General features: G+C 73.9%; 19 protein-coding genes. 5 read left to right on the forward strand and 14 right to left on the reverse strand.

Annotated elements, in window-relative coordinates:
- Window positions 1-53: 53 nt before the first annotated feature.
- Window positions 54-3,899 carry a S8 family serine peptidase gene (locus ABGB14_RS15745; RefSeq protein ID WP_347644388.1) on the reverse strand — a complete coding sequence of 1,282 codons (3,846 nt, stop codon included), beginning with the start codon at window positions 3,897-3,899 and terminating at the stop codon, window positions 54-56.
- A gap of 149 nt (window positions 3,900-4,048) precedes the next feature.
- Window positions 4,049-4,636, reverse strand: coding sequence for a TetR/AcrR family transcriptional regulator (locus tag ABGB14_RS15750; protein WP_347644389.1), 588 nt, complete (start codon window positions 4,634-4,636; stop codon window positions 4,049-4,051).
- A 149-nt stretch (window positions 4,637-4,785) separates the two neighbouring features.
- Between ABGB14_RS15750 and ABGB14_RS15755 the strand changes: the two genes are divergently transcribed.
- Window positions 4,786-5,163 carry a MerR family transcriptional regulator gene (locus ABGB14_RS15755; protein WP_347644390.1) on the forward strand — a complete coding sequence of 126 codons (378 nt, stop codon included), beginning with the start codon at window positions 4,786-4,788 and terminating at the stop codon, window positions 5,161-5,163.
- A gap of 85 nt (window positions 5,164-5,248) precedes the next feature.
- Here ABGB14_RS15755 and ABGB14_RS15760 read toward each other — a convergent pair whose 3' ends face one another.
- Complete coding sequence (locus ABGB14_RS15760; protein ID WP_347644391.1) at window positions 5,249-6,094, reverse strand: hypothetical protein; 846 nt, start codon at window positions 6,092-6,094, stop codon at window positions 5,249-5,251.
- 158 nt (window positions 6,095-6,252) lie between these two features.
- Here ABGB14_RS15760 and ABGB14_RS15765 point away from each other — a divergent pair, with 158 nt between their 5' ends.
- Both ABGB14_RS15765 and ABGB14_RS15770 read left to right on the forward strand, forming a co-directional pair.
- Window positions 6,253-7,005 (forward strand): HAD-IA family hydrolase, encoded by a 753-nt coding sequence (locus tag ABGB14_RS15765; RefSeq protein WP_347644392.1) that lies wholly within the window; start codon window positions 6,253-6,255, stop codon window positions 7,003-7,005.
- Window positions 7,002-9,908, forward strand: coding sequence for a pyridoxamine 5'-phosphate oxidase family protein (locus tag ABGB14_RS15770; RefSeq protein WP_347644393.1), 2,907 nt, complete (start codon window positions 7,002-7,004; stop codon window positions 9,906-9,908). The genes ABGB14_RS15765 and ABGB14_RS15770 overlap by 4 nt, the downstream gene beginning before the upstream one ends.
- 44 nt (window positions 9,909-9,952) lie before the next feature.
- Here the strand turns inward: ABGB14_RS15770 and ABGB14_RS15775 are convergent, their stop codons facing one another.
- From ABGB14_RS15775 to ABGB14_RS15790, 4 genes are all read right to left on the reverse strand, one after another.
- A complete protein-coding gene (locus ABGB14_RS15775) occupies window positions 9,953-10,807 on the reverse strand; it encodes a universal stress protein (RefSeq protein WP_347644394.1) in 855 nt (284 codons plus the stop codon).
- A 209-nt stretch (window positions 10,808-11,016) separates the two neighbouring features.
- Entirely contained in the window at window positions 11,017-12,144 is a 1,128-nt protein-coding gene (locus tag ABGB14_RS15780; protein WP_347644395.1) for an esterase-like activity of phytase family protein, read from the reverse strand.
- 179 nt (window positions 12,145-12,323) lie between these two features.
- Window positions 12,324-13,889, reverse strand: coding sequence for a DUF6528 family protein (locus tag ABGB14_RS15785; protein ID WP_347644396.1), 1,566 nt, complete (start codon window positions 13,887-13,889; stop codon window positions 12,324-12,326).
- A 113-nt stretch (window positions 13,890-14,002) separates the two neighbouring features.
- Window positions 14,003-14,809: a putative protein N(5)-glutamine methyltransferase gene (locus ABGB14_RS15790; RefSeq protein WP_347644397.1), complete on the reverse strand. Its 807-nt coding sequence runs from the start codon at window positions 14,807-14,809 to the stop codon at window positions 14,003-14,005.
- Window positions 14,810-15,045: 236 nt separating this feature from the next.
- On the opposite strand from ABGB14_RS15790, the gene ABGB14_RS15795 reads away from it, so the two are divergent.
- Entirely contained in the window at window positions 15,046-15,804 is a 759-nt protein-coding gene (locus ABGB14_RS15795) for an NAD(P)-dependent oxidoreductase (protein WP_347644398.1), read from the forward strand.
- A 41-nt stretch (window positions 15,805-15,845) separates the two neighbouring features.
- Here the strand turns inward: ABGB14_RS15795 and clpX are convergent, their stop codons facing one another.
- The 6 genes from clpX to ABGB14_RS15825 form a co-directional block, all read right to left on the reverse strand.
- Window positions 15,846-17,099, reverse strand: coding sequence for an ATP-dependent Clp protease ATP-binding subunit ClpX (gene clpX, locus ABGB14_RS15800; RefSeq protein ID WP_347644399.1), 1,254 nt, complete (start codon window positions 17,097-17,099; stop codon window positions 15,846-15,848).
- Window positions 17,100-17,107: 8 nt separating this feature from the next.
- The gene (locus ABGB14_RS15805; protein WP_347644400.1) at window positions 17,108-18,301 is read right to left on the reverse strand and encodes a cytochrome P450; all 1,194 of its coding nucleotides are present in this window, start codon (window positions 18,299-18,301) and stop codon (window positions 17,108-17,110) included.
- A 450-nt stretch (window positions 18,302-18,751) separates the two neighbouring features.
- Entirely contained in the window at window positions 18,752-19,324 is a 573-nt protein-coding gene (locus tag ABGB14_RS15810; RefSeq protein ID WP_347644401.1) for a WHG domain-containing protein, read from the reverse strand.
- Between the two features lie 74 nt (window positions 19,325-19,398).
- On the reverse strand, window positions 19,399-20,262 hold the full coding sequence (locus ABGB14_RS15815; protein WP_347644402.1) for an SMP-30/gluconolactonase/LRE family protein: 864 nt from the start codon (window positions 20,260-20,262) through the stop codon (window positions 19,399-19,401).
- 72 nt (window positions 20,263-20,334) lie between these two features.
- The gene (locus tag ABGB14_RS15820) at window positions 20,335-20,973 is read right to left on the reverse strand and encodes an NAD(P)H-binding protein (protein WP_347644403.1); all 639 of its coding nucleotides are present in this window, start codon (window positions 20,971-20,973) and stop codon (window positions 20,335-20,337) included.
- A gap of 5 nt (window positions 20,974-20,978) precedes the next feature.
- Window positions 20,979-21,851 carry an EamA family transporter gene (locus tag ABGB14_RS15825; protein ID WP_347644778.1) on the reverse strand — a complete coding sequence of 291 codons (873 nt, stop codon included), beginning with the start codon at window positions 21,849-21,851 and terminating at the stop codon, window positions 20,979-20,981.
- 101 nt (window positions 21,852-21,952) lie between these two features.
- Here ABGB14_RS15825 and ABGB14_RS15830 point away from each other — a divergent pair, with 101 nt between their 5' ends.
- Window positions 21,953-22,456, forward strand: a complete 504-nt coding sequence (locus ABGB14_RS15830) for a MarR family transcriptional regulator (RefSeq protein ID WP_347644404.1) — start codon at window positions 21,953-21,955, stop codon at window positions 22,454-22,456.
- Window positions 22,457-22,561: 105 nt separating this feature from the next.
- Here the strand turns inward: ABGB14_RS15830 and ABGB14_RS15835 are convergent, their stop codons facing one another.
- Complete coding sequence (locus tag ABGB14_RS15835; protein WP_347644405.1) at window positions 22,562-23,446, reverse strand: pentapeptide repeat-containing protein; 885 nt, start codon at window positions 23,444-23,446, stop codon at window positions 22,562-22,564.
- Window positions 23,447-23,450: the final 4 nt, after the last annotated feature.

The raw sequence follows: 23,450 nt of genomic DNA on the forward strand, positions 1-23,450 counted from the left end.
TGCGCGGTGCCGGCGCCTCCCGCGGGTGTCGCGGGAGGCGCCGGCGGCGCGGCTCACTTCAGCGCGTACGCCCGCTCGATGGTCTGCGTGACCGTGGCTCCCTCCTTGTTGGACGCGGTGACCCGCAGCGAGACGTACCCGCTGGTGGCGGAGAGCGGCGGGTGCACCACGAGCGCCTGGTAGCGGTCCTGGCCCCGCTTCCCGGTGAGCGCCGGCAGCCAGGTGGCGCCGTCGTCGACCGAGTACTCGGCCTCGAGCCGCTTGACCGCGTGCTTCTTCGGGACCGACCCGTGCGGGCCCGCCCCGATCTCGAACGTGAACGGCTGGCCGGCCCGCGCCCGGTTCAGCAGGTCGAGCGGGAGGTCGTAGCTGAGCAGGATCGCCGGCTGGACGGCGCACGACGGCCCGTACGAGCAGGACTGCCCGTCCGGAGTGCCGGACGGCGGCGAGGAGGCGAACGACCACTCGGTGCTCACCTTCGGCGACAGTGTCCGCTTGGTGGTGTCGACGCTCTCCAGCCGGTACGCCGCGCTCCCCCCGGGGACGGTGAACGAGCGGGGCGCGCGCCCCTGCACCGGGATCTCCCGGTCGCCCGCGAAAAGCCGTGGCGCGGACTTGACCTCGGCCGTGCTCAGGTCGGTGAGGTGGCGCGGGTCGGAGTCCGACCACCGGTCGAGCGGCACGAACCGGTCGCCGTCGCGGCACATCACGCACGGCACGCCGGCGGGGTAACCCTTGGGCTGCTCGGCGGCGCCCGGCGCCAGGGGCGCCTTGAACCAGTGCTCGCTCTGCCGGCGGTCGTGCCGGGTGAAGCGGTCGCTGGAGTGCAGGCGCAGGCTCTGGTTGGTGATCTCGCGGCTCCAGGTGACCTTGTCGTCGACCGGGCCGAAGTACTCGGTGCGGGCCAGCGGCATGGTCAGGGGCTGCCCGTACGTGATCTCGCCGGGCTCCTCGTCCGTGGTGGACGACCCGAACTCCCGGCCGGCGGTGCCCGGCTGGTCGGCGTGGTACTGGGCGTCGATGCGCACGAGGTCCCGGGTGTCCACCGTGGGGGCCTTGCGGGGGATCCGGTCGCGCTCGTCGTAGCGCAGGCGGTACACCGGTCCCTGGTCATCCGCCGCGTCGTCCGGCACCAGGCGCATGGAGACCGGCCGCGCGTCCACGGCGGCGCGCAGCGCGCGACCCTGTTCGGCGCTCAGCCCCAGCCCGAGGAACTGCCCGGTGGAGTAGGGCGCCCTGGCCCTGCCACCGTCGGCGTCGAGGTAGCCGGCGAAGCCGGCGGCGCCGCGCGCGGCGGCGAGCTTGGCCGCCTGGTCCATCGCCCCTGCCGCGCCCCGGTACGAGCCGTCCGGGACCGGCACTCCGGCCAGGACCAGCTTGCCCGCCACGTCGACGTCCTGGAAGTCCGCCTCCCTGCCCTGCCCCACGGACACGACGGGGAGGGTGCGCTCCTCGGTCAGGGCGGCGTGCATGCCGGCGACGTCGTAGACGGGGTCGAGCCGGAGCCGGCCCGCGGTCGCGGAGGTCAGCGCGGCCGGGTCGAGCCGCCACCCGTGGGAGAGCCGCATCTCGCCGACCGGGACCTCGCCGACGGGCGTGACGTGGAGGTCCTGGCCGGGAGCGGTGCCCGCGTACACGGAGACGGGGTTGTTGCGGTCGGTGAACGTGCGGACGTACCAGGCCCTTCCGTCGCCTTCCGTCTTCTCCTTGGTGACCGGCCTGATCGGCACGGTGTCGCGGGCGTCCAGGGTGACGGTCCTGTCGCCGTCGAGCGTGACGGTCGCGATGACCATGCTGGTACGGTTCGCGGTCGTCGCGTCGTGGATCACCGTGACGACCTCGTACTCGCCCGCGGGCAGCGGCACCTGCCTGTTGCCCTGGGCGTCGGTGCGCGCGGTGTAGTAACCGGCCGGGTGGAACGGGTCCTCGGGGCTGACCTTCCGTTTCGTCGGGATGTAGTAGACGAGCGGCTCGGTGCCCGCGCGTCCGCTGCCGAACTCCTTGAAGCCGTAGGAGTTGACCAGCGAGACGGTCAGCTGGTGGGTGGGCAGGCCGGTGTAGTAGCTGAACGGCGTGACCAGTTCGGCGCCGCCGCCGCTCGCGGTGATCCAGCCGCCGTACGCGCCGGCCTCCCCCTTGGCGGGATCGACGGTGACGTCGACGGTGGCGGAGCCGTTCGCGGGCACGGTGACGCTCCCGGTGCTGAGGCGCACCGCCCCTTCGGGCGCGGGCCTGCCGCTCCAGCCGCGGGTCGCGGGCGCGACGGACAGGGTGACGTCCTCGTTCCCGGTGTTGCGGTAGGTGACCTGCCGCGTGACCGGCTCGCCGGCGAGCACGCGGAAGTCGACGGCCCACGTCGCGAACACCTGCTGGGCGACCGCGCGGGCCACGTCGACGCGGCCGCTGCCCTGCTCGAACCAGCTGTGGCCGCCGTCGCGCGCGGCGGTGGAGGTCAGCGCGTCGCGCAGCTCGCCGGCGTCCCAGCCGGGGTGCTGCTGGGCCAGGATCGCCGCGGCGCCGGCCACGTGCGGGGTGGCCATGGAGGTGCCCGAGCCGGCGGTGTAGCGCTCGTTGCCCGGGTACGGTTTGCCGGACGAGGCGGAGGAGAGGGCGGCCACGATGCCGTCGCCTGGGGCGACGATGTTCGGCTTGACGGCCGCGTCGTACAACCGGGGTCCCTTGCTGGAGAAGCCGCTCAGCGACGTGCCGGTGTCCTTGTCGACCGACCCGACGGCGACGGCCTCGCCGGCGGCGGCGGGGGTGTCCACCGTGAGCGTCTGCCCGGCGTTGCCCGCGGCGGCCACGAACAGCGTGCCGTGCTTCCTGGTGAGCTCGTCCACGGCCTGGCTCATCGGGTCGGTGCCGTCGCCGCAGCAACTGCCCAGGCTCAGGTTGACCACGTCGGCGCCCTGCTCGGCTGCCCATTCCATGCCGGCGATGGCCCACGACCACTCGCCTCTGCCGTTGTCGCCGAGCACCTTGCCGATCAGCAGGGAGGCGCCGGGCGCGACGCCCTTGTACGTCCCTCCCGACGCGCTGCCGGAGCCGGCGATGGTGGAGGCGACGTGGGTGCCGTGGCCCTGCTTGTCGGTGATGCTCGGCGAGGTGGAGAAGTTCTCGCTGGCGGCGATCTTGCCCGCGAGGTCGGGGTGCTCGGCGTCGATGCCCGTGTCGAGCACGGCGACCTTGGTCCCGGTGCCGTCGAAGCCCTTCTCCCAGCCGGCGGGCGCGCCGATGAGCGGCACGCTCTTGTCGAGCGATGCGGTGACCTGCCGGTCCAGCCAGAGCTTGGCGATGCCGCCCGCCGTTCTCTCGAGCGCGGGCCGCTCGCCGAGGAAGCCGTTCCAGAACCGGCCCGCGTCGGCCGGCTTCACGGTGAGCGCGGCCCCGTCGATGCTGGGCAGCGGGCGCACGTCCGCGGCGCCGGCCAGGGCTCTCGCGGTCGCGGGCAGCGCGGACGCGGCGGGCTCGCCCCGGTAGGTGACCAGCAACGGGATGCGGTCGGTACGCCCTTCGCGGGCCAGCGTGTCGACGTCGAACAGCGTCTCGTCCAGGGTCCCCGAGCTGACCAGGGGGGCGGCGTCGGACGGCAGGACCAGCCGGCCGCCGCTCCCGGCCGGGAGGGTCGCGAAGCTGACCGGCGTGCCGCCGGGGCGCGGGGCCTCCTGGATGGAGATCTTGGGCACGCCGTCCTTGACCGGCGTGTACGTGACGACGTCGCCGGTGATCAGCGTGATGGTCAGGGGTTCGCCGGCTTCGGCGGCGACCTGGCCGGCCGTGGCGGGGACCCCGGTGGCGGTCTGGCCGGGAGGGGCGGCGTGGCCGGGGCTCGCGCCGAGGGCGAGGACGAGGGCGGCGCCGGCTAAGAGCGCCGGGAGCCTGAGGTGCTGGTGGTGCACAGGGTTCTCTCTTCAACTACCGGTGGGAACGCTCCCACACTGGAAGATCGGTTCGCCTCCCTTGTACCAGCGCCACCACTGCCCTCAGCCTGCACGGGCCATTTTTCGGTATACCGAATCGCGCGCCGGCGCAGCCGTCCCGCGAAGGGTCAGAGCTTCCTGTGGGGGCCCAGCGTCTCGTCGAGGGCGTCGCGCATCGCGTCGGCGAGGGCCCCCTCGCCGGTCAGCGCCCAGAGGATGAGCACGCCGTTGTAGGTCACCTGCACCGCGCGGGCCAGCCGCGCGACGTCCGTCTCGCCCGCGAGCTCCCCCGCCGCCACCGCCTCGGCCAGCAGCGCGGCCATCTCCTCGCGCGTACGCCGGGCGTGCTCGGCGGCGTGCGCGCGGAACTCGGGGTCGGTCAGGTCGAGTTGCAGGAAGCCGAGGCTGTGGGCCAGCTCTTCGGGGGTGGCCACGCTCTCCGACAGGCCTGCCACGGCGGCCCGCAGCGCCTCCAGCGGCGACCCGTGCTCCTGCCTGGCCCGCAGGAACGGCCGCGCCACGCTCTCCCCGGCCTGCCCGGCCACCGCGAGGAGCAGGCCGCGCTTGGAGCCGAACCGCTGCACCAGGGTGGCCGGGGACAGCCCGGCCTCCTGGGCGACCGCGGCCAGGGTGAGGCTCTGCGGCCCGTGCCGGCCGATCGCGCGGGCGGCGGCCTGGATGATCGCCTCGTCGCTGGTCGTCCGGGGCCTGCCCATGATGCCTCCGCTGGTCAACGAACGGTCATCCATGTTAGCCGCCGGGGTCGGCAGGTGGCGGCGGGCGAGCGCGGTGCGCCGAGTAGGCTCAAAGCTCACATGAATGTCAGAGGCAGGTCTTGTGCCGGAGATCACACGGGGAGGACGACGTGCGCATCGGTGAGCTCGCGTCACACACGGGAGCCAGCGTCCGGTCGCTGCGCTACTACGAGGAGCAGGGGCTGCTCGCCAGCACCCGCAGCGCGAGCGGGCAGCGGCACTACACGGACGACGTGGTCGAACGGGTCACGCTCATCCAGCGCCTGTACGCCGCGGGCCTGTCCAGCCGCACCATCGCCGAAGTGCTCCCGTGCGTCGATTCGCCCAGCGAGGAAACCTCCGACGCCGCCCTGGAACGGATGGCGCAGGAGCGCGACCGGCTCTCCGCGCACATCGCCGACCTCGTCCGCACCCGCGACGCGCTCGACGAGCTGATGGCGGTGAACCGCGCATATCGCGAGAAGCTGCGGGCGGCGCCGGTCGGCTGAGCCGGGTTCGCGCCGCCGGCACCGCCGATCGCAAGGCCTTGGGACGCTCTCACCGGCCTGACGATGCCGCGGTCCGCACCGGCCTTCAGGACGTGACGGTGACGCCCGTCACCGCGAAGCGCTCGACCGTCGCCACGTGACCGCCCGTGGAGACCACGACCGTGAGGGTCCTGCCCGGCCGGGCCGTGAAGTCGACCGTGGCCGACCAGGGTGCCTTCCGCCCGCCGGCGGGCACGCAGCACCGCTCGCCCAGCGGGGCGTCCGAGCCCGGCCGGCGCACGTGGACGGTGATGCTCTCGTCCACGCCCGAGATGCGCCCGCCCACGGTGAGCGGCGAGGTCACGGCGGTGCCGTACGCCGGCTTCGTCAGCGTGAACGAGGTGTCGTCGGTGCCGACGACCTCCCACGGGGCGTCCTCGCCCGGCCCGTACCGCATGAGGTGCACGACGGCCGCGACCGCCGGCCGGTCGCCCTCCTGGCTGCGGTAGCCGACGTGCACGCGCGCGTGCACGCCTTCCTGCTCGGTCTTGACGGCCCGGTCGATCTCGGTGAAGCCGAGGTAGTCGCGGGTGAAGGCGAGCGCGGTGCGGGCGGCGTCGAGGTGCCATGCCTGGTCGCCGTCCTCGCCCCGGGCCTCCCGCCAGCGCGCCGCCTCCTCCTGGGTGGAGAACGGCCACAGCGGCTGGTAGCGGCCGGCGACGAGCGACTCGCCCGGCGCGGGCGTGCCGGCGTCCGGGGCGGTCGAGGGCGAGCCGGACGGGCTGGGCGGGCCGGTGGGCGCGGTCGAGGGCGGCCCGATCGAGGAAGGCGCGGTCGAGGGAGGCGCGGTGGCCGTCGCCTCCTGGTCCGTCCCGCCCCCGCAGCCGGCGACGGTGACCGCGACGGCGACCGGGAGCGCCGCCAGCGGGAGCGGCACGCGGAACACCTTCATGCGGACCTCCTGCGACAGCGCTCACGGTGGCGAACCCAACGTACCCCCGATGGCCCAGGACCGCGGGAAGCCCGCGTGGTGGCCGTCCCGTCCGTCCCGTCCGGTAGCCGGGTCGCACGGTCAGGGCTGGCGGCCCCGTACGCGGGTAGCGTCCTGACATGTCCACCTTCGACCTGAGCAGACTCCGCGCGGTGGTCTTCGACACCGACGGGGTGGTCACCGACACGGCGCGGGTGCACGCGGCCGCGTGGAAGCACGTGTTCGACGCCTTCCTGCGGGGCCGGGGGGCGGCGCCGTTCGACATCCGCGCCGACTACCTGGCGTACGTGGACGGCCGGCCGCGGCTCGACGGGGTACGGACGTTCCTGGCCTCGCGCGGCGTCTCGCTGCCGGAAGGCGGCCCGCGCGACGAGCCGGGGGCACCGACCGTTCACGGGCTCGGGCTGGCCAAGGACGCGCTGTTCCAGGAGCAGATCGACAAGCACGGTGTGGCCGCGTTCCCCTCGACCGTCGCGCTGCTGCACGAGTTGCGGCGCCGCGGGGCCCGTACGGCGGTGGTCTCGGCCAGCAGGCACTGCCGCGCGGTGGTGGCGTCCGCCGGACTGATGCACCTGTTCGACGCGGTGGTCGACGGCGACGACGCGGCCGGGCTGGGGCTGCCGGGCAAGCCGGATCCCGCGCTGTTCCTGGAGGCGGCCCACCGCCTGCAGGTGTCCGCGACCGAGGTGGCGATCGTCGAGGACGCGTTGCCCGGGGTCGAGGCCGGCCGCAGGGGCGGGTTCGGGCTGATCGTCGCGGTGGACAGGAGCGGCTCGCAGGAGGCGCCGATGCGCGCGGCCGGCGCCGACGCGGTGGTGGCCGACCTGGCCGACGCGAGCGTGACCGGGCGGGTGCCCGTGGGGCGGCGATGAACGCCTGGACGCTCGTCTACGAGGGATTCGACGCCGCCGGCGAAGGACTGCGCGAGGCGCTGTGCACGCTCGGCAACGGCCGGTTCGCGACGCGGGGGGCCACCCCCGACGGGCAGCCGCGCACCCCGGGCACGTACCTGGCGGGCTGCTACGACCGGCTCGACTCGGTGGTGGCCGGCCGTACGGTGACGAACGAGGACATCGTCAACCTGCCCGACTGGCTGCCGCTGACGTTCGCCACTCCGGAGTGCGGCTGGTTCCGGCCCGAGGAGGCCGGACTGCTGCGTTACCGGCACGAGCTGGACCTGCGGCACGGCGTGCTGACGCGGGAGCTGCGCTGGCGCGACGGCGCGGGCCGGGTCACGCGCGTACGCCAGCGCCGTCTGGTGTCCATGGCCGACCCCACGCTGGCCGCGCTGGAGACCACGTTCACCGCGGAGAACTGGTCGGGGCCGATGCGGGTGCGCTGCACGCTGGAGGGCCGGGTGACGAACTGCGGCGTCGCCCGCTACCGCGACCTGCGCGGCGACCATCTCACCGGGCACGAGACGGGCGCGGACAACGGCATGGCCTGGCTGACGGCGACCACGCGCAACGCGCGCGTCATGGTGGCGCTGGCCTCCAGGATCGACGGGGACACGCCGTCCGCGCGGCCCGCGCTGGGCGGCGACCACATCACCTCCGACCACGTGCTCGACCTGGCCGAGGGTGAGCCGGCCCGGATCACCAAGACCGTGGCGCTGACGAGTTCGCGCGACCCCGCCGGCCACGACCCGCGCTCGTCGGCCCTGCGTCACGTACGCCGCGCGCCGCGCTTCGACGAGCTGCTGGCCCGCCACGCGTCGGCGTGGGAGTGCCTGTGGCGGCGGGCCCGGCTCGACGTGGACGGCCCCGAGCTGTCGCAGCTCGTCCACCTGTACGTCTTCCACCTGCTCCAGACGCTCTCCCCGCACACCGCCGACCTCGACGCCGGGGTGCCCGCCCGGGGTCTGCACGGCGAGGCGTACCGGGGGCACGTGTTCTGGGACGAGCTGTTCGTGGAGCCGTGGCTGAACCTGCGCTTTCCCGAGATCTCGCTCGGCCTGCTGCGCTACCGCTGGCGGCGCCTGCCCGAGGCCAGGGACGCGGCCGCGGAGGCCGGGTACGAAGGCGCGATGTTCCCGTGGCAGAGCGGCAGCGACGGGCGCGAGGAGACGCAGAGGCTGCACCTCAATCCCGTCTCCGGCCGCTGGCTGCCGGACAACTCCCACCGCCAGCGCCACGTCGGCCTGGCCATCGCCTACAACGTGTGGCACCACTACCTGGCCACCGGCTCGATGCCGCCGTGGTGCGCGGAGCTGGTGCTCGACATCGCCAGGTTCTTCGCCTCGCTGGCCGAGCTGCGCGACGGCCGCTACGAGATCCGCGGCGTCATGGGCCCCGACGAGTATCACGACGCCTACCCGGGCTCCGACGAACCCGGCGTGGCGAACAACGCCTACACCAACGTCATGACCGTGTGGCTGATGACGCTCGCCCGCGAGACCGCCGTGCTGGCGCCGCAGCTGGCGCCGCCGGCCGCCGAGCTGGCCCGCTGGGACGACGTCAGCCGCCGCATGAGGGTCGACTTCCACCGCGGCGTCATCAGCCAGTTCACGGGGTACGGTGATCTGCTGGAGCTCGACTGGGAGCGTTATCGCGGCGTGCGCCGCCTGGACCGGGCGCTGGAGGCCGACGGCGACGACGTCAACCGCTACCAGGCCTCCAAGCAGGCCGACACGCTCATGCTCTGCTACCTGCTGGGCGACGAGCAGCTGACCGCGATCCTGGAACGGCTCGGCTACGCGCCCGACCCCGGCCTGATCTCCAGGACGATCTCCTACTACCTGCGGCGCACCAGCCACGGCTCCACGCTCAGCGCCGTCGTGCACGCCTGGATCCTGGCCCGCCGCAACCGGGAGCGGTCCTGGGAGTTCTTCATCGAGGCCCTCACCGGTGACGTCAGTGACGTGCAGGGCGGCACGACCGCGGAGGGCATCCACCTGGGAGCCATGGGCGGCACGCTCGACCTGCTGCAGAGCTGCTACCTGGGCCTGGAGCTCGAACGGGGCGGGCGGCTGCGGCTGGACCCGCTGGTGCCCGAGCGGCTCGGCCTGGTGTGCATGCCGCTGCGCTACCACGGGCGCCAGATCTTCGTCGACGCCGACCATCGCGAGGCGCGCATCAACGGCACCGTGCGCCGCACCTATACGCGAGGAGATGTGATCATGACTGGTACCGGCGATTTCGGACGCCGCATCATTCATCACCGCGAACGTCTCGGTTTGACCCGGGAGCAGGTCGCCGACAAAGCCGACATGTCACCCGGTTACGTGAAATATCTGGAAGAGAACGCCGACACGCCCGACACCGGCGCCCTCTACCGCCTGGCGGACGCCCTGCAGACCACGGTCGAGGAGCTGCTCGGCGGCGGCCGGGACCGTCCGCCCGGACGCGGCCCCGCCATGGCCCATCCCACCCTGGAAGTGCTGGACCGGGAGGAGTGCCTGCGGCTGATCGAATCCGGCGGGATCGGCCGGGTGGCCTTCAACGGCTCGCACGGGCCGACGGTGCTGCCCGTCAACTACAAGCTGCACGACGGCGACATCGTCTTCCGCACCGCGGCGGGCGGCGCCATGGACGAGGACCTGCGCAGCGGGGTGAAGGGGGTCGACATCGTGATCGCCTTCGAGATCGACCGGATCGACGAGGTCAACCGCGAGGGCTGGAGCGTCCTGGTGCAGGGTCCCGCCCATCACGTGCCGGCCGAGGAGGTGGCGGACGCGGCAGGCTCCGGTGTCACCCCCTGGGCGGGCGGCGAGCGGCTCCTCTACGTCCGCATCTCCCCGCGGCAGATCACGGGCCGCCGCATCCACGGCGTGTGAGCACACCTCACGGGGCCCGCCGGACGGTGTTCATGAAGCTCAGGTCATGGTGACGGCCGAAAGGGGGCGCGTACCACGGCGACCGGGCAGTGGGCCCGCTGGAGCACGCCGTGGCTCACCGTGCCGAGCACCGTCGCGGTGAGCCTGCTCAGCCCGCGCGACCCGACCACCGCCAGGTCGGCGGCGCTGGACGCGCGTACCAGCGCGGGAACCGGGTGCCGGTCGACGAAGGAGTCCTCGATCGGCACGTCCGGGTACATCTCCCGCCACGGCTCCATCGCCGCCTCCAGTTCCTGGCCGAACCCGGCCCCCGGCAGCGGCCCGTACCCCACGGGGTGGGGCGCCAGCACGGACACCTGGCGGCCGTACACGACCCGGACCCGCGCTCTGCGCGCGTTCGCCTGCTCCAGCGCGTACGCGAGGGCCGCGTCGGCGTCGGCGGACCCGTCGTACCCCACCACGACCTCGCCGCGTTCCGGCCCGGGCGGCTCGTGCACGATGACCGCGGGGCAGCGTACGTGCCCGGCCAGCGCGAACCCGGTGGAGCCCAGCATCAGGCCGGCGATCGCGCCCCGTCCCCTGCTGCCCAGCACCAGGCTGTCGGCGTCGGCGCCCTCGGTCCGCAGCCGCTCGACCACCGCGCCGGTGATCAGCACGGCCGTCGTCTCCACCTCGGGCGCCATGGCGCGAACCCTCTCGACGGCGTCCGACAGCAGCGCCTCGCAGCGCTCGCTCAGGGTCAGGCGCGTGCCCGCCAGCGGCCGCTCCGGCTGCCACGGCTCGCGTACGTGGACGATCCGCAGCGGCCGCCCGCGCCGCGCGGCGTCGTCCGCGGCCCACGTCAGCGCGGTCCAGGCCCGGTCCGTCCCGTCGATCCCGACCACGATCGGTCCGCTCATCGCCGCCCTCCCGTCCGGCCTGTCCCTGTCCCGCACAGCTACCCCGGAGCAGGGAGTCATCCACCTCGGCAACCTCCCGCGGCGGGCCCGCCACCGGCCTTGGCGCACGGCCGCGGGCCCCGGACGGCTCGAGCCGCCCTCCCCGCGCAGAGGGCGGCCCACCCGTGCGGACCCGGGCGGCCGGCGGGACGCGCCGGCACCGCGTGGGGTCAGCGGCAGCCTGTCGCGCCGAACACCAGGAAGTTGGTCGACTCGCGCTCGTCGAAGTTGTCGTCGGAGCCGATCACGAGCGTGCACTCGCCGCCGGCCAGGCGTGGCCCCCAGGCCAGGCTCTCCCAGTTCTGCACCGGGGGCCGGAAGGTGCCGAGGTCGAAGACCAGGCGCTTGGTCACCGCGCGGTACGGGCTCCCGCTCGCCAGTGCGGCCCTCTCCAGCACGTTGGTGGCGTCGCGCAGGTTGATCTCGTAGAGCTTCGCGCGGTAGCCGGTGCCCTCGACCCAGGAACGCTCCAGCGCCAGGTAGCGGGACTCGTCGATGGCCAGCAACTCGGACACGCCGGTGTCCGAGTGCCCCGTGGACGGGACGGGCGCGGCGGGCAGCGGGTCGAGCGGGTAGACGTACTGGCCTTCCAGGGTGCCCTGGCGGTTCCACACGGTCAGCCGCGCGGGCGCGCCGCGTTCGGCCGTCGGCGGCTGCCCGTCCTCGTAGCGCGGGCCCTCGGTCACGGCGGTGATCGTACGCCTGGACACGGCCAGGCCTTCGAACCCGAAATTGCGCCGCGGCCCGGTCTCGGCGGTCGTGAGCCGCAGGTTCTCCGGCAGGGGCAGAGCGCTCGTGTGGCGGCCGCGGTGGTCCATCGAGCGCACCGCCGGGGACGACACCGGAATATCCGGATTTCGGGTGTCCGGTCGATCTCCTTCGTCGCCCCAGAACAGCCGCCGGCTCCACCGGTCGTACCTGATGGACTCCGGATCGGCCGACCCCTGCTTGCCGTAGGCCGGGTACGGTGTCCCGTCGGCCCTGAGCATCGTCGTGACTCCCGTCAGGCGTATTCCGGAGAACGCCCCCGACCGGCGGTCGATGTCGAGCCGCCCGGTGTAGAAGCGGGCGGGGTTGTAGCGCCAGCGGTCGTCGGAGACGAAATACCACGTGTCGGTGCGGGGGTCGCGGTCGATTCCGGACAGACCGCCCACGGTGGTCCCCGCGAACTGCACCAGGTGCGGCACCCGCTGCTCGCCCAGGAAGCGCGTGATCCGGACGGACGCCGGCGGCGCGCTCCCTGCCGCCGCCGGCGGCGCGGCGCTCACCACCATCGCGAACGCGATGGTTATTTCCATTATTTTCCGCGAACGACCCATATGATCCCCCGTAATTTCACCGGCCGTCGAGCGAAATCGACGGAGGACATGAAATCGCGGATCACCAGGGAAGTCCACGGACGCCAAACTCGCACGTCACCACAGAAATCAGGGAAATTCCCCTTTTCCCGGCGCCCGTGCCGCATATCTTCCTTGGATCAAGAAATGTCAGGAAGCGTGAGGAGGTGCAGGGTGCCGTCGCCGAGCACCGCGGCCGAGACGTGCAGGACGTCGGCGTCGCCGTCGGCCTTCACCGCCGCGCCGGCCCAGGCCCCGGCCGCGCTGCGCGACCGGTTCCACACCCCGGACCCGGGCACCACGGTCTGCACCTCCAGCCCGCCGTCCGGCAGAGCGGCGCTCGACAGGGCGGTCACCGACCCGTTGGCGTCGATCTTCACCGAACTGGCCCACGCCCCGGCCGTACTGCGCGAGCGGTTCCACACTCCCGCGCCCGGCACCGCGGTCTGCACCTGGAGCGTGCCGTCGGGCAGCCCGGCGGCCGAGAGCGCGTGCACGGCGCCGTTCTCGTCGATCTTGACGGAGCCCGCCCAGCGGCCACCGGCTCTCCGCGTGCGGTCCCAGACCCCCGCCCCCGGCACCAGCGTCTGCACATGCAGGCTGCCGTCCGGCAACGCCGCCACGGCCACGTCGGAGATACCGCCGTTCGCGTCGATCTCGGTCGCGTCGGAAGCCCAGGAGCCCGAGGGGCTGCGGGTGCGCCCCCACACCGTGCCGCGCAGGCTCTGGTCGGCGACGCCGTAGTACGGGCTCCACACGCGCGCCTTGTAGAAGGCCGCGCCCGTGCGCCTGCGCGTCATGGCGGGCGCGAAGAAGTCGACGGTGTCGGTGCACCAGGTGCTGTCGGTGCACGCGCCCGGCGGCGTCTTGGAGGAGTCGGGCCTGGTCTGCACGATCTGCCCGGACGGCTGGTTGCCGATGGACTTCACCGCGGCCCGGTTGGCGCCGCCCGGCAGGTCTCCGTCGAAGGTCCTGGTGGCCTTGTCGTACAGGTAGGCGGCCGAGCCCGTGGTGAGCCAGAGCTTGCCGGGGTCGGTGGCGTGGCCGTACACGTCGTGCCCGCCGCCGGTCGGCAGGACCGCCCTGCGCTGGATGTCCTCGCGCAGCGTCGGCCGGGCGGTGGTGCCCTCCACGGCGAGCGCCGCCAGGATGTGCTGCCCGGACGCGGGGTCCTGGCCGATGACCCACAACCGCCTGATCGCCGGGTCCCACAGGGCGGCGTGCGCGTCGGTCAGCCTGAACTCGGCGTACGTGGCCGCGTTCGGCCCCTGCGAGGACGCGTACACCCTGACGTAGCCGCCGGTGGAGGCGGCGACCGCGATGTTGCCGTCGGGCAACAGCTCGGCGGCGTGCAGGTTGCCCGGCAGGATCCGTGCCCACTGGCGGAGCCCCTCCGGATAGGACACGACGGCCGCGACGACGACGCTCTGCGCGCCGGACGGCCTCGTACGCAGCTTGAAGTCGGCGATGAGCCCGAACGCCGACACCTCGTCGCCGGAGAAGCGGCCGGGCGTGACGCTCGGCTCCCACGACCACTTCACGGCCGCCGAGCTGTTCCAGTCGGTGACGGCGGGATCGAAGGCCAGCAGTCTCCTGCCCGTCTGGTCCCCTCCGGCGACCCAGTAGTCGCCGGGCGTCGCGGCGGCGCCCCCGGCGGGGACGGCCAGGCCGGCCAGCATCACGGCGACCATCGATAACTTCCGCACGCGCGTCCTCCTTCGACGATGACCCACCGATTATCCGTGGACCGGCCCCGGCGCCCAATGCCGTCGACGCCGCTTCACGCGCCTCCCGCACGTCGCCGGTCAGGTGTGCGGGGTCAGGGGCGGGTGCCGATGACGGCGGTGGCGTCCAGTTTCTCCGAACGCTCGACACGGGCGCGCAGCCCGGCGCCCGCCACGGCCGCGGCGGTGGCCTCCGCCTGGCGTTCGCTCGTCTCGATCAGCAGGTGGCCGCCCGGCGCCAGCCACCGCGGCGCCCCGGCGATCACCCGCCGGGCGACGTCGAGGCCGTCGCCTCCTCCGTCGAGCGCCGTCAGCGGCTCGTGCAGCCGGGCCTCGGACGGCAGCAGGCCGATCGACCCCGACGGCACGTACGGCGGGCTGGCGATGAGGAGGCCGACCCGGCCGCGCAACGACGAGGGCAGCGGCTCGAACAGGTCGCCCTCGTGGACGTGCGCGCCCGGGAGGTTGCGCCGCGCACAGCGCACGGCGGCCGGGTCGAGGTCGGCGGCGTGCACCTCGGCCCCGCCTCCCCCGGCGCCGGCGAGCTCGGCGATCACCGCTGCCCCCATCGCGCCCGTGCCGCAGCACAGGTCGAGGATCACGGGCGGGCCGGCGGCCGCGCGGGCCAGCGCGACGGCCCGGCGGACGAGGAACTCCGTGCGCGGCCGGGGCACGAACACCCCCGGCTCGACGACGACGCGCAGGCCGCAGAACTCCGCCCAGCCCAGCACGTGTTCGAGCGGCTCGCCGGCGACCCGCCTGGCGACCATGCCGGCCAGGACCTCGGGGGTCGACGCGGTGGAGAGGAGCAATGCCGCCTCGTCCTCGGCGAACACGCATCCTGCGGCGCGCAGCCTCGTGACGGTCTCAGCGGTCTGGACGGGTGACGAGAAAGCAGACATGGAAGCCTTCCGGGATGCCGATGGGCGCTCCCGCGGTCACCTGGTCCCGGTGGTCCGCCTGGCCGGGAAGGGGAGCACCCAGCCTGTCACAGCGGTAATGGGTCTCACCTCCCTGGCCGGTCCGTTCGGGGATGGTCACGCTAGCAGATCCCTGTCGCAAAGGTCCTGTCCGTCCCCTGATCACCGGCCTACAGTCGAGGTGGAGAGCGGAACGGGGGCACGGCATGGGTCCTGTGGTGATCACTGGCGGTTTCGGGCGGGTGGGCAGCCTGGTGCGGCCCGCGCTGCTGGCGGAGCACCGGCTGCGCGTCGTCGACCGGGTGGCCGGGGCGACCCTGCCCGGCGAGGAGTCCATGGTGGCCGACCTGGCCGAGCCGGGGGTGGCCGAGCGGGCGCTGGCCGGGGCGTCGGGGCTGGTCCACCTCGCGGGCGACCCCAGGCCGCACGCGACGTGGGAGGAGGTCTACCGCGCCAACGTGGCGCTCACCCGCCGCGTGCTCGACGCCGCCGCCGGACAGGGCGTGCCGCGGGTGGTGCTGGCCAGCACGGTGCACGCCATGGGTGAGTACAACCGGCCGGAGCACCGTCCGGTGGACCCTGCGTGGGAACCCCGGCCCTGCTGCGCGTACGGGCTCAGCAAGGTCGTCACGGAGAACCTCGGCCGGCTGCACGCGGAGCTGACCGGCGCTTCCGTGGTCTGCCTGCGGCTCGGCTCGACCGGCTACGCGCTGGACGAGGCGAGGTACCTGGGCATGTGGCTGTCCGGCCGGGACGCGGGCGCGCTGCTGCTGGCGGCGCTGACGGCCGGCCCCGGGTGGAGCGTGCACTTCGGCATGTCGGCCAACACCCGGCGGCACTGGGATCTCGCCTCGGCCAGGAAACTCGGCTACGAGCCGCGCGACGACAGCGAGCCGTACGCGGAGACCGCCGGGCCGCCGACGGTGATGATCTGCCGCATCTTCGACGGCGCGGACAACCCGCCCGCGCAGGCCTGAACGGGGGTCAGGCACCGCCTGGTGGCCGCCCGGCGCGGGGCTCAGGCGGATTTCTCGCGCGGTTCGCCGTCGTGGTGGCTGCGCGGCACGAGGGTCGGGTTGACGTTGGCGAGGACCGTGTCGCGGGTGACCACGACGCGGGCCACGTCGTCCCGGCCCGGCACCTCGTACATCACGTTGAGCAGCACCTCCTCGAGGATCGCCCGGGCGGCCCTGGCACCGGTGCGGCGCAGCAGCGCCTGCTCGGCGACGGCGGCCACGGCATCCTCCTCGAACTCGAGCTCGACCCCGTCGAGTTCGAACAGCCTGCGGTACTGCCTGATCAGCGCATTGCGCGGCTCGGTGAGCATCCGCGTCAGCGCCGCGCGGTCGAGCGGCCGCAGCGTCGTCACCACGGGGAGCCGGCCGACGAGCTCGGGGATCAGCCCGTACGCCACCAGGTCCTGCGGCATGAGCCGGGACAGGACGTCCTCGTCCGCGCCGGGTGGCGTGGCGCCGAACCCCGAACGCCGGCGGGCGACGCGCCGCTCGACGATCTCCTCCAGGCCGGGGAACGCGCCGCCGGCGATGAAGAGCACGCCGGCCGTGTCGAGCTGGAGGACGTCCTGGTGCGGGTGCTTCCTGCCGCCCTGCGGCGGGACGGACGCGACCGCGCCCTCGATGATCTTCAGCAGGGCCTGCTGGACGCCCTCGCCGGAGACGTCGCGCGTGATCGACGGGTTCTCGCCCTTGCGGGCGATCTTGTCGATCTCGTCGATGTAGACGATGCCGGTCTCGGCGCGGACGAGGTCGTCGCCGGCCGCCCGGATGAGCGAGAGCAGCACGTTCTCGACGTCTTCTCCGACGTATCCGGCCTCGGTGAGGGCGGTGGCGTCGACGATCGCGAAGGGCACGTCGAGCATTCGCGCGAGCGTGCGCACCAGGTGCGTCTTTCCGCTGCCGGTGGGGCCGGCCAGCAGCACGTTGGACTTGCCGAGTTCGACGGGCTCCGCCCCGGCGGGTGCGCTCAGGCGCTTGTAGTGGTTGTGCACCGCGACCGCGAGCGTCTTCTTGGCCGGTTCCTGGCCGATCACGTACTGATCCAGGAACGCGTGGATCTCCCGGGGCTTGGGGAAGTCCCTGGCGGTCTCGCCGCCGTCCGCGCGTTCCTCGGCGATCAGCTCGGTGCAGACGGCCACGCACGCCTCGCAGATGTACACGGACGGCGGGCCCGCGATGAGCTTGCGCACCTCGTCCTGCCGCTTGCCGCAGAACGAGCAGCCCAGCTGGTTCTCGCGCCTGCCTGTGCGGGTCATCGGGCGCCTCAGCCGTTCGGGCGCAGCGTCACGGGCAGGGAGGCCAGGCGCAGCGTGCCCGGGTCGGGGGTGTACGCGACGTCGCCGGCGAGCGCCAGGTCGGGGAAGCGGCGCAGCAGCGCGCCGAGCGCGGCGCCCGTCTGCACCCGGGCCAGCGAGGCGCCGGCGCAGAAGTGGGGGCCGTGCGCGAACCCGAGGTGACCGGACGCCTCCCGCCGGATGTCGAACGTGCCGGGATCGTCGAACGCGCGGGGGTCCCGGTTGGCGGCGGCGATCGCGGCGGTGACGGGCTCTCCTCTCGGGATGAGCACGCCGCCGATCTCGACGTCCTCGGCGGGGAAGCGCGGGATCGTCAGCAGTTGGGGGCCGCACCAGCGCGTCAGCTCCTCGACGGCGCGCGGCATGAGCTCCGGGCCGGCGCGCAGGGCGGCGAGCTGCTCGGGGTGGCCGAGCAGGGTGAGCACGGCGTTGGCGATGAGGTTGGCAGGCGTCTGGCCGGCCAGGACCAGCTGCCAGACCATGGTGACCAGCTCGACCTCGCTGAGCCGGTCGCCGCCCTCCTCCATGACGCGGGCGAGGTCGGAGACCAGGTCGTCGCCGGGCTCGGCGATGCCGCGGGCGACGGCCGCCGTGGCGCCCTCCATGATGGCCGGGACGGCCTCCCGCAGGCCCTGGCCGTGCCCGGCGGCGACGGCGGCGCCGTACCCGCGCCAGCGGGGGCGGTCGGCGGCGGGGATGCCGACCAGCTCGCAGATCACCTCGATCGGCAGGGGCCGCGCGAAGTGGGCCAGCAGGTCGACGGCGCCGTCCGCGGCGGCGTGCCCGGGCAGCTCGTCGAGGAGGCGGCCGGCGATCCGCTCCATGCGGGGCCTGGACGCGGCGGCCTTGCGCGGCGTGAACGCGGGAGCGACGAGCCGGCGCAGCCGGGAGTGCTCGGAGCCGTTCAGCACGGACATGGTGCGCATGTACCGCCGGCAGTGCTCGGGCACGTCGAACTGCGGGTAGCTGTCCACGCTGGTCTTCAGGCGCGGGTCGCTGAGCATGGCCCTGGCCTCCGCGCGCCGCGTCACGGCCCAGAACGGGCCGAACCCGGGCGCGGCCAGCCGCACCACGGGCGACAGCTCACGCACCTGGGAGAACGCGGTGAGCGGGTTTGCCAGCACCGCGGGGTCGCTCAGGTCCATCCGGGGCACCTCGGTCATCGCCGCTCCTCGACCATTCACATGATGATGACATCGGGATGGTGAGAGTATCTCGATACTGGGCGTGCGGCAACGTGAGGACCATTCGGATGCGAACCCGGAAAGTCGTTCGCCGAGGGAACCGGAAGGCACGGACGCGCGGTCCAAGCCATGGGCGACGTTCACGCCGGCGCCCCATCGCGCACCGCCCGCTCAGGTGGCGACGGTGGCCGCGACGGGAAGCCGGCCGAGGCCGCGGGCGGCCCTTCCCGTCCGCCGGCGAGAGCTGGACGCCGCCCCCGCCAACGTCACGACACGCTGCCGTCCAGCACCTTGGCGAGGAAGGCGTCCAGGTTGGCGACGGCGCCAGGCGCAGGGTGACGCCGACCAGGTCGCCGCCGCGCTCGGCGACCAGGTAGGCGCGACCCGGGTGATCGGTTTCATGCTTCTTCCCTTGCGTACGGAATGGCGCTAGGAGGACACGCGCCAGTGGGTGAGCGCGTTGTCGAGCGCGTCGAGGATCTTCTCCCACGAGGCCTGCAGGTCGCGCGGATGGCCGAACCCGCTGCTCGCCTCGATGGCGAAGAACCCCTGGTACGTGCTGCGCAACAGGCGGATGGCATCGGTCAGGTCGGGCTCCGGCAGCCCGTACGCGCCCAGGTGGGCGTACGTGATGGCCATGATCCGCTGATGGCCGGTAGACCCGGCGACGGCCTCGGGGGCCAGGGCCATCTGGGTGGCCTGGTAGCGGCCGGGACAGTCGCGCGCGAAGTCGCGCCACGCGTTGGCGAACCCCGCCAGCGACTCCTTGCCCGCCCGGCCCGCCGTCGCCGTGGCGAGGCGGTCGGCGAGCTCGCCCGCGGCGCGCACCGCCACGCGGGTGCGCAGGTCGCGCATGTTCCTGACGTGGGAGTAGAGGCTCGCGTCGGCGACGCCGAAGCCGCGCGCCAGCGCGGACAGCGTGATGTTGTCGAACCCGACCACGTCGGCCAGGTCGGCCGCCGCCTCCGTCACCCGGTCGGCGGTCAGTCCGGCACGCGCCATGGGCCACCTCCGCTCCGCCAACCTATGCCTCCTAGGTTTTAGCCTAGAGAGGGACGGTTACGCAAGCCGGAGGATCAGAGGGCGGCGGGCAGGACCGGGCGGCCGCGCACGCCCGGGTCGGCGGCGAAGAGCGCGCCCGCGGCGGGCTGCTCGCCCCTGTCGACGTCGAGCGCGGAGGTCGTGATGAACAGCCGGTCGAGGCCGTCGCCGCCGAACGCCACCGCCGTGACCTTGCGTACGGGCAGGGTGACGACCGCGTCGAGCCGGCCTCCCGCGTCGTACCTGTGCACGGCCCCGCCCTGCCAGAGCGCCACCCACACCCCGCCCTCGGCGTCCACGGTCAGCCCGTCGGGCGCCCCCTGGTCCGGGTCGACGACCGCGAAGGGCCGGCGCCCGCTCAGCCCGCCGTCAGGGGTGTAGTCGAGCACGTCCACGCGGCCGGTCTCGGTGTCGGCGTAGTAGGCCAGGCTCCCGTCGGGGCTGAAGTCGAACCCGTTGGAGATCGTCACTCCTGGCAGCACCACGCGCAGCTCCCCGTCCGGCCCGGCCACGTAGAACGAGCCGCGCCCCGGGGTGGTGTCGTAGGCCATGCTGCCGATGTAGAAGCGGCCGTCGGGGTCGCAGCCGCCCTCGTTCATCCGGATGGAGGGGTCGGTCCACGCCTCGCCCAGGGAACGCAGCGGGGCGTCGAGGTCGTCGGAGTCGGCCAGGAGCAGCTCGCGCTCGGCCGCGACCACGTAGCCGCCGGAGACGCGGGGCCGTACGACGGCGGCGAGCGCCCCCGCGTGCCGGCGGCGTACCCCTCCGCCGGCGTCCAGCGCGAGCACGTCACCGGCGAGCATGTCGACCCAGCGCAGCCCGCCCCAGCGGCTGGACCACACGGGCCCCTCGCCGTGCTCGGCGACGGGATCGGTCACGGTGTACGCGGCGACGGTCATGCGGCTCTCCTCAGCGGGATCACGGGGGCGTGGTTCACGACTCTAACGGCGGCCCGCCGCCGGGCCGCGGCGTCAGTACGCCACCGTGAACCTGCGCCGGCGATGCCGGGGGCGCTCGGCCTCGTCGAGGAGCGCCACGGCGAGGTCCTCCATGGAGATCACCGAGCGGCCGTCCGCGCCGACCAGCAACTCGTCGGCGCCGAGCCGGTAACGGCCGGTGCGCTCGCCCGGCTCCAGCAGCGCCGGCGGGCTCAGGTAGGTCCAGTCGGCGCGCGGCGCCGTGCGGCAGGCGGCGAGCTGGGCTTCGCAGGCCAGCGCGATGGGCCGCCAGGAGGGCGGGAAGTCCGGGGCGTCGACGACGGTGAGCCCGCCCGTGCCGGGCACGGTCAGCCCGGCCGCGCCGCCGACGAGCAGCAGCCGCACGCCGGTCACCGAGACCCCGGCCAGCAGGGACTCGGCGGCGGTCACCAGCTCGTGCTCGCGGCCGGGCCCGGGTCGGGTGGCGCTGATGACCAGATCCTGCCCGGCGCTGAGCGCGGCGACGTCGCCGATGTCCGACGCGTCGCCGCGGCGGATCTTCGCGCCGGAGTGCGGCAGCGGACGGCGGGCGGGGTCGCGGACGACGGCGGTGACGTCGTGGCCGCGCGACAGCGCCTCGGCCAGCGTCCTGGTGCCGACGGCTCCGGCTGCGCCGAAGAGGGTGATGCGCATGGCGGTCAGGATTCCTTACCTGCGAGCACGGCCTGCGCCGGCCGCGGCCGCGCGGGGCGGAGCTGGGCGGCGACGAGCGCGGCCAGGACGACGACCGCGCCGAACGCCTGGGCGGCGGTGAGAGCCTGGCCGAGCACCAGCCAGCCGAGCGCGGTGGCGACCACGGGGCTGAGCAGGCCGAGGAACGTCACCTGGGTCGCCGACAGCCGTCCCAGTCCCCAGAACCACAGGGCGTAGGCGAAGGCGGAGCCGATGACGGCGAGATAGGCGTACCCGGCGAGGTTGGCGGTCGTGAGGACGGCGGGCGGCGGCCCTTCGACGAGCAGGGCCACGGGAAGCAGCAGCAGGCCGCCGGCGACGAGTTGCCAGCCGGTGGTGGCCAGCAGCGGCGCGGGCGAGCGCCACCGCTTGCTCAGCACGACACCGGTGGCCATGACGGCGGCGCCGCCGAGGGCAGCGGCGACGCCGAGCGCGTCGAGGCGCGCGTCGGCGCGGAGCACGAGCAGGCCGACTCCCGCCACGCCCGCCACGGCGGCCAGCGCGGTGCGCAGGGACAGGCGCTCGGCGAGCAGCCCGGCCGACAGCAGCGCGACGAGCAGGGGCTGGACGGCCCCGACGGTCGCGGCCACCCCGCCGGGCAGGCGGTAGGCGCCCACGAACAGCAGCGCGAAGAACACCCCGATGTTCAGCGCCCCCAGCACCAGCGAGCGCCACCACCAGATCCCCTTCGGCAGGCGCCGGGTGATCGCCAGGAGGAGCAGCCCGGCGGGCAGGGCCCGGATCAGCGCCGCGAGCAAGGGCCGGCCGGGCGGCAGCAACTCGGTGGTGACCAGGTAGGTCGTCCCCCAGATGGAGGGGGTCAACGCGGTCAGCAACACGATTCCCGTTTGATTTCTTAGCACTAAGACAAAGTAGCTCACCACTAAGATACTTGCCTAGGTGATGTACCTCACCGCTAAGACATCGCTAGGCTGGAAGAGTGGCAGATCACGTCGACCTCGTGCTCAAACAGTGGGCCGCCCAGCGCCCTGACCTGGACGTCTCCCCGATGGCGGTCATCGGCCGGCTGTCGCGGCTGTCGCGGCTGATCACCGCCGAGCTGCGCCGCACCTTCGACGCCCACGGGCTCGACCCGGCCTCGTTCGACGTGCTGGCCACGCTGCGCCGCAGCGATCCCCCGCACCGGCTGACGCCCGCCGTGCTGATGCGCGCGTCCATGGTCACCTCGGGGGCCGTCACGCAGCGGCTCGACCGCCTGGAGGCGCGCGGCCTGGTGAGGCGCGCCCCGAGCGACCTGGACGGGCGCGGCGTCCACGTGACCCTCACGGACGAGGGGCGCACGTTGATCGACGAAGTGCTGCCGCACCACATCGCGACGGAGCAGCGTGTGCTCGCCGCGCTGCCGGAGGAGCGGCGCGACGACCTCGCCGACGCGCTGCGCGCCCTGCTGGAATCCCTCGGCGACACGACCGGCCCCGCCTGAACGCGGGCACTCCCGGCCCGGCGCGGGCGCCCGCCGCGCGGGCTCCCGTCCTCCCCGGCAGCACCCCGGCCGGGCGAGGTACCGGGCGACGGTCAGCGGTGGTGATCAGCGGCGACGGCCGGCGCCGCGCGCTCTTCCCCCGCCCCTTGCACGCGGCCGGGACGGCCGGTCCTGCGGGGCGGACCAGTGCGCCGGTCGGGTGAGCGCGGCGGGCAGGCGGGTCGCCCGGTCGCCCCTGGCGGAGTCGAGCTGGGGCTGGGTGAGGAAGAGAGCGCCGTCGAGGTCGGCCCCCGACAGGTCGGCGCCGCGCAGATCGGCCCCGATGAGGTCGGCCTCGCGCAGGTCGGCTCCCCTCAGGTCGGCCCCGATCAGGTACGCCCCTCGCAGGCTGGCCGCGCGCAGGTCGGCGCCGCGCAGGCGGGCGCCGATCAGGTCGGCTCCTCGGTGATCCTTGCCGGCACGGCCCGCCCTGACCAGCTCGCTGACCCGCAGCAGCAGCGTGTTGACGCGCACCCGCTCCGCCTCCACGTCGACCTTCTCCAGCTCGCCGGCGCTGCGCAGGGTGAGGCGCTCGGTCGCGGCGAGGGCCTCGGCCAGCTCCGCGTGCACCGGCCGGGCGGCGTCGAGCGCCAGCGCCTCCGCCAGATACCACAGCAGCTCGTGCAGCTGCCGCATGATCGGGAACACGGAGTACATCAGCCGGGCCGTGCCCGGCGCCTCCCGCCAGCTCGTGCCCTCGAACGTGACCTGCGAGACCTTCTGCCCCGCCCCGAAACAGTCGAAGACCGTGCAGCCGGCGAAGCCGCTCTGCCTGAGCCGGTCGTGGATGGAGCAGCGGAAGTCGTCGCGCAGATTGCGGCAGGGCTGCCCGGCGTCCTTGTCGGCGGCGAAGTCGGCCGAGGCCGAGAACGGCAGCGCCACGCAGCACAGCCCGAAGCAGCTCTCGCAGTCGGCCAGCAGGCCGAGCTCGCGCGGGTTCGTTCCGGGCACGTGC

It is taken from the genome of Nonomuraea sp. B10E15, assembly GCF_039871615.1.
GTDB lineage: Bacteria > Actinomycetota > Actinomycetes > Streptosporangiales > Streptosporangiaceae > Nonomuraea.

Excerpts from the sequence above, each read along its gene's own strand:
- ABGB14_RS15770 (WP_347644393.1), top strand. The coding sequence starts at position 7,002 with ATGAACGCCTGGACGCTCGTCTACGAGGGATTCGACGCCGCCGGCGAA.
- ABGB14_RS15765 (WP_347644392.1), top strand. The coding sequence starts at position 6,253 with ATGTCCACCTTCGACCTGAGCAGACTCCGCGCGGTGGTCTTCGACACC.
- ABGB14_RS15810 (WP_347644401.1), bottom strand. The coding sequence starts at position 19,324 with ATGGCGCGTGCCGGACTGACCGCCGACCGGGTGACGGAGGCGGCGGCC.
- ABGB14_RS15790 (WP_347644397.1), bottom strand. The coding sequence starts at position 14,809 with ATGTCTGCTTTCTCGTCACCCGTCCAGACCGCTGAGACCGTCACGAGG.
- ABGB14_RS15775 (WP_347644394.1), bottom strand. The coding sequence starts at position 10,807 with ATGAGCGGACCGATCGTGGTCGGGATCGACGGGACGGACCGGGCCTGG.
- ABGB14_RS15815 (WP_347644402.1), bottom strand. The coding sequence starts at position 20,262 with ATGACCGTCGCCGCGTACACCGTGACCGATCCCGTCGCCGAGCACGGC.
- ABGB14_RS15760 (WP_347644391.1), bottom strand. The coding sequence starts at position 6,094 with ATGAAGGTGTTCCGCGTGCCGCTCCCGCTGGCGGCGCTCCCGGTCGCC.
- clpX (WP_347644399.1), bottom strand. The coding sequence starts at position 17,099 with ATGACCCGCACAGGCAGGCGCGAGAACCAGCTGGGCTGCTCGTTCTGC.
- ABGB14_RS15805 (WP_347644400.1), bottom strand. The coding sequence starts at position 18,301 with ATGACCGAGGTGCCCCGGATGGACCTGAGCGACCCCGCGGTGCTGGCA.
- ABGB14_RS15780 (WP_347644395.1), bottom strand. The coding sequence starts at position 12,144 with ATGGAAATAACCATCGCGTTCGCGATGGTGGTGAGCGCCGCGCCGCCG.
- ABGB14_RS15820 (WP_347644403.1), bottom strand. The coding sequence starts at position 20,973 with ATGCGCATCACCCTCTTCGGCGCAGCCGGAGCCGTCGGCACCAGGACG.
- ABGB14_RS15750 (WP_347644389.1), bottom strand. The coding sequence starts at position 4,636 with ATGGGCAGGCCCCGGACGACCAGCGACGAGGCGATCATCCAGGCCGCC.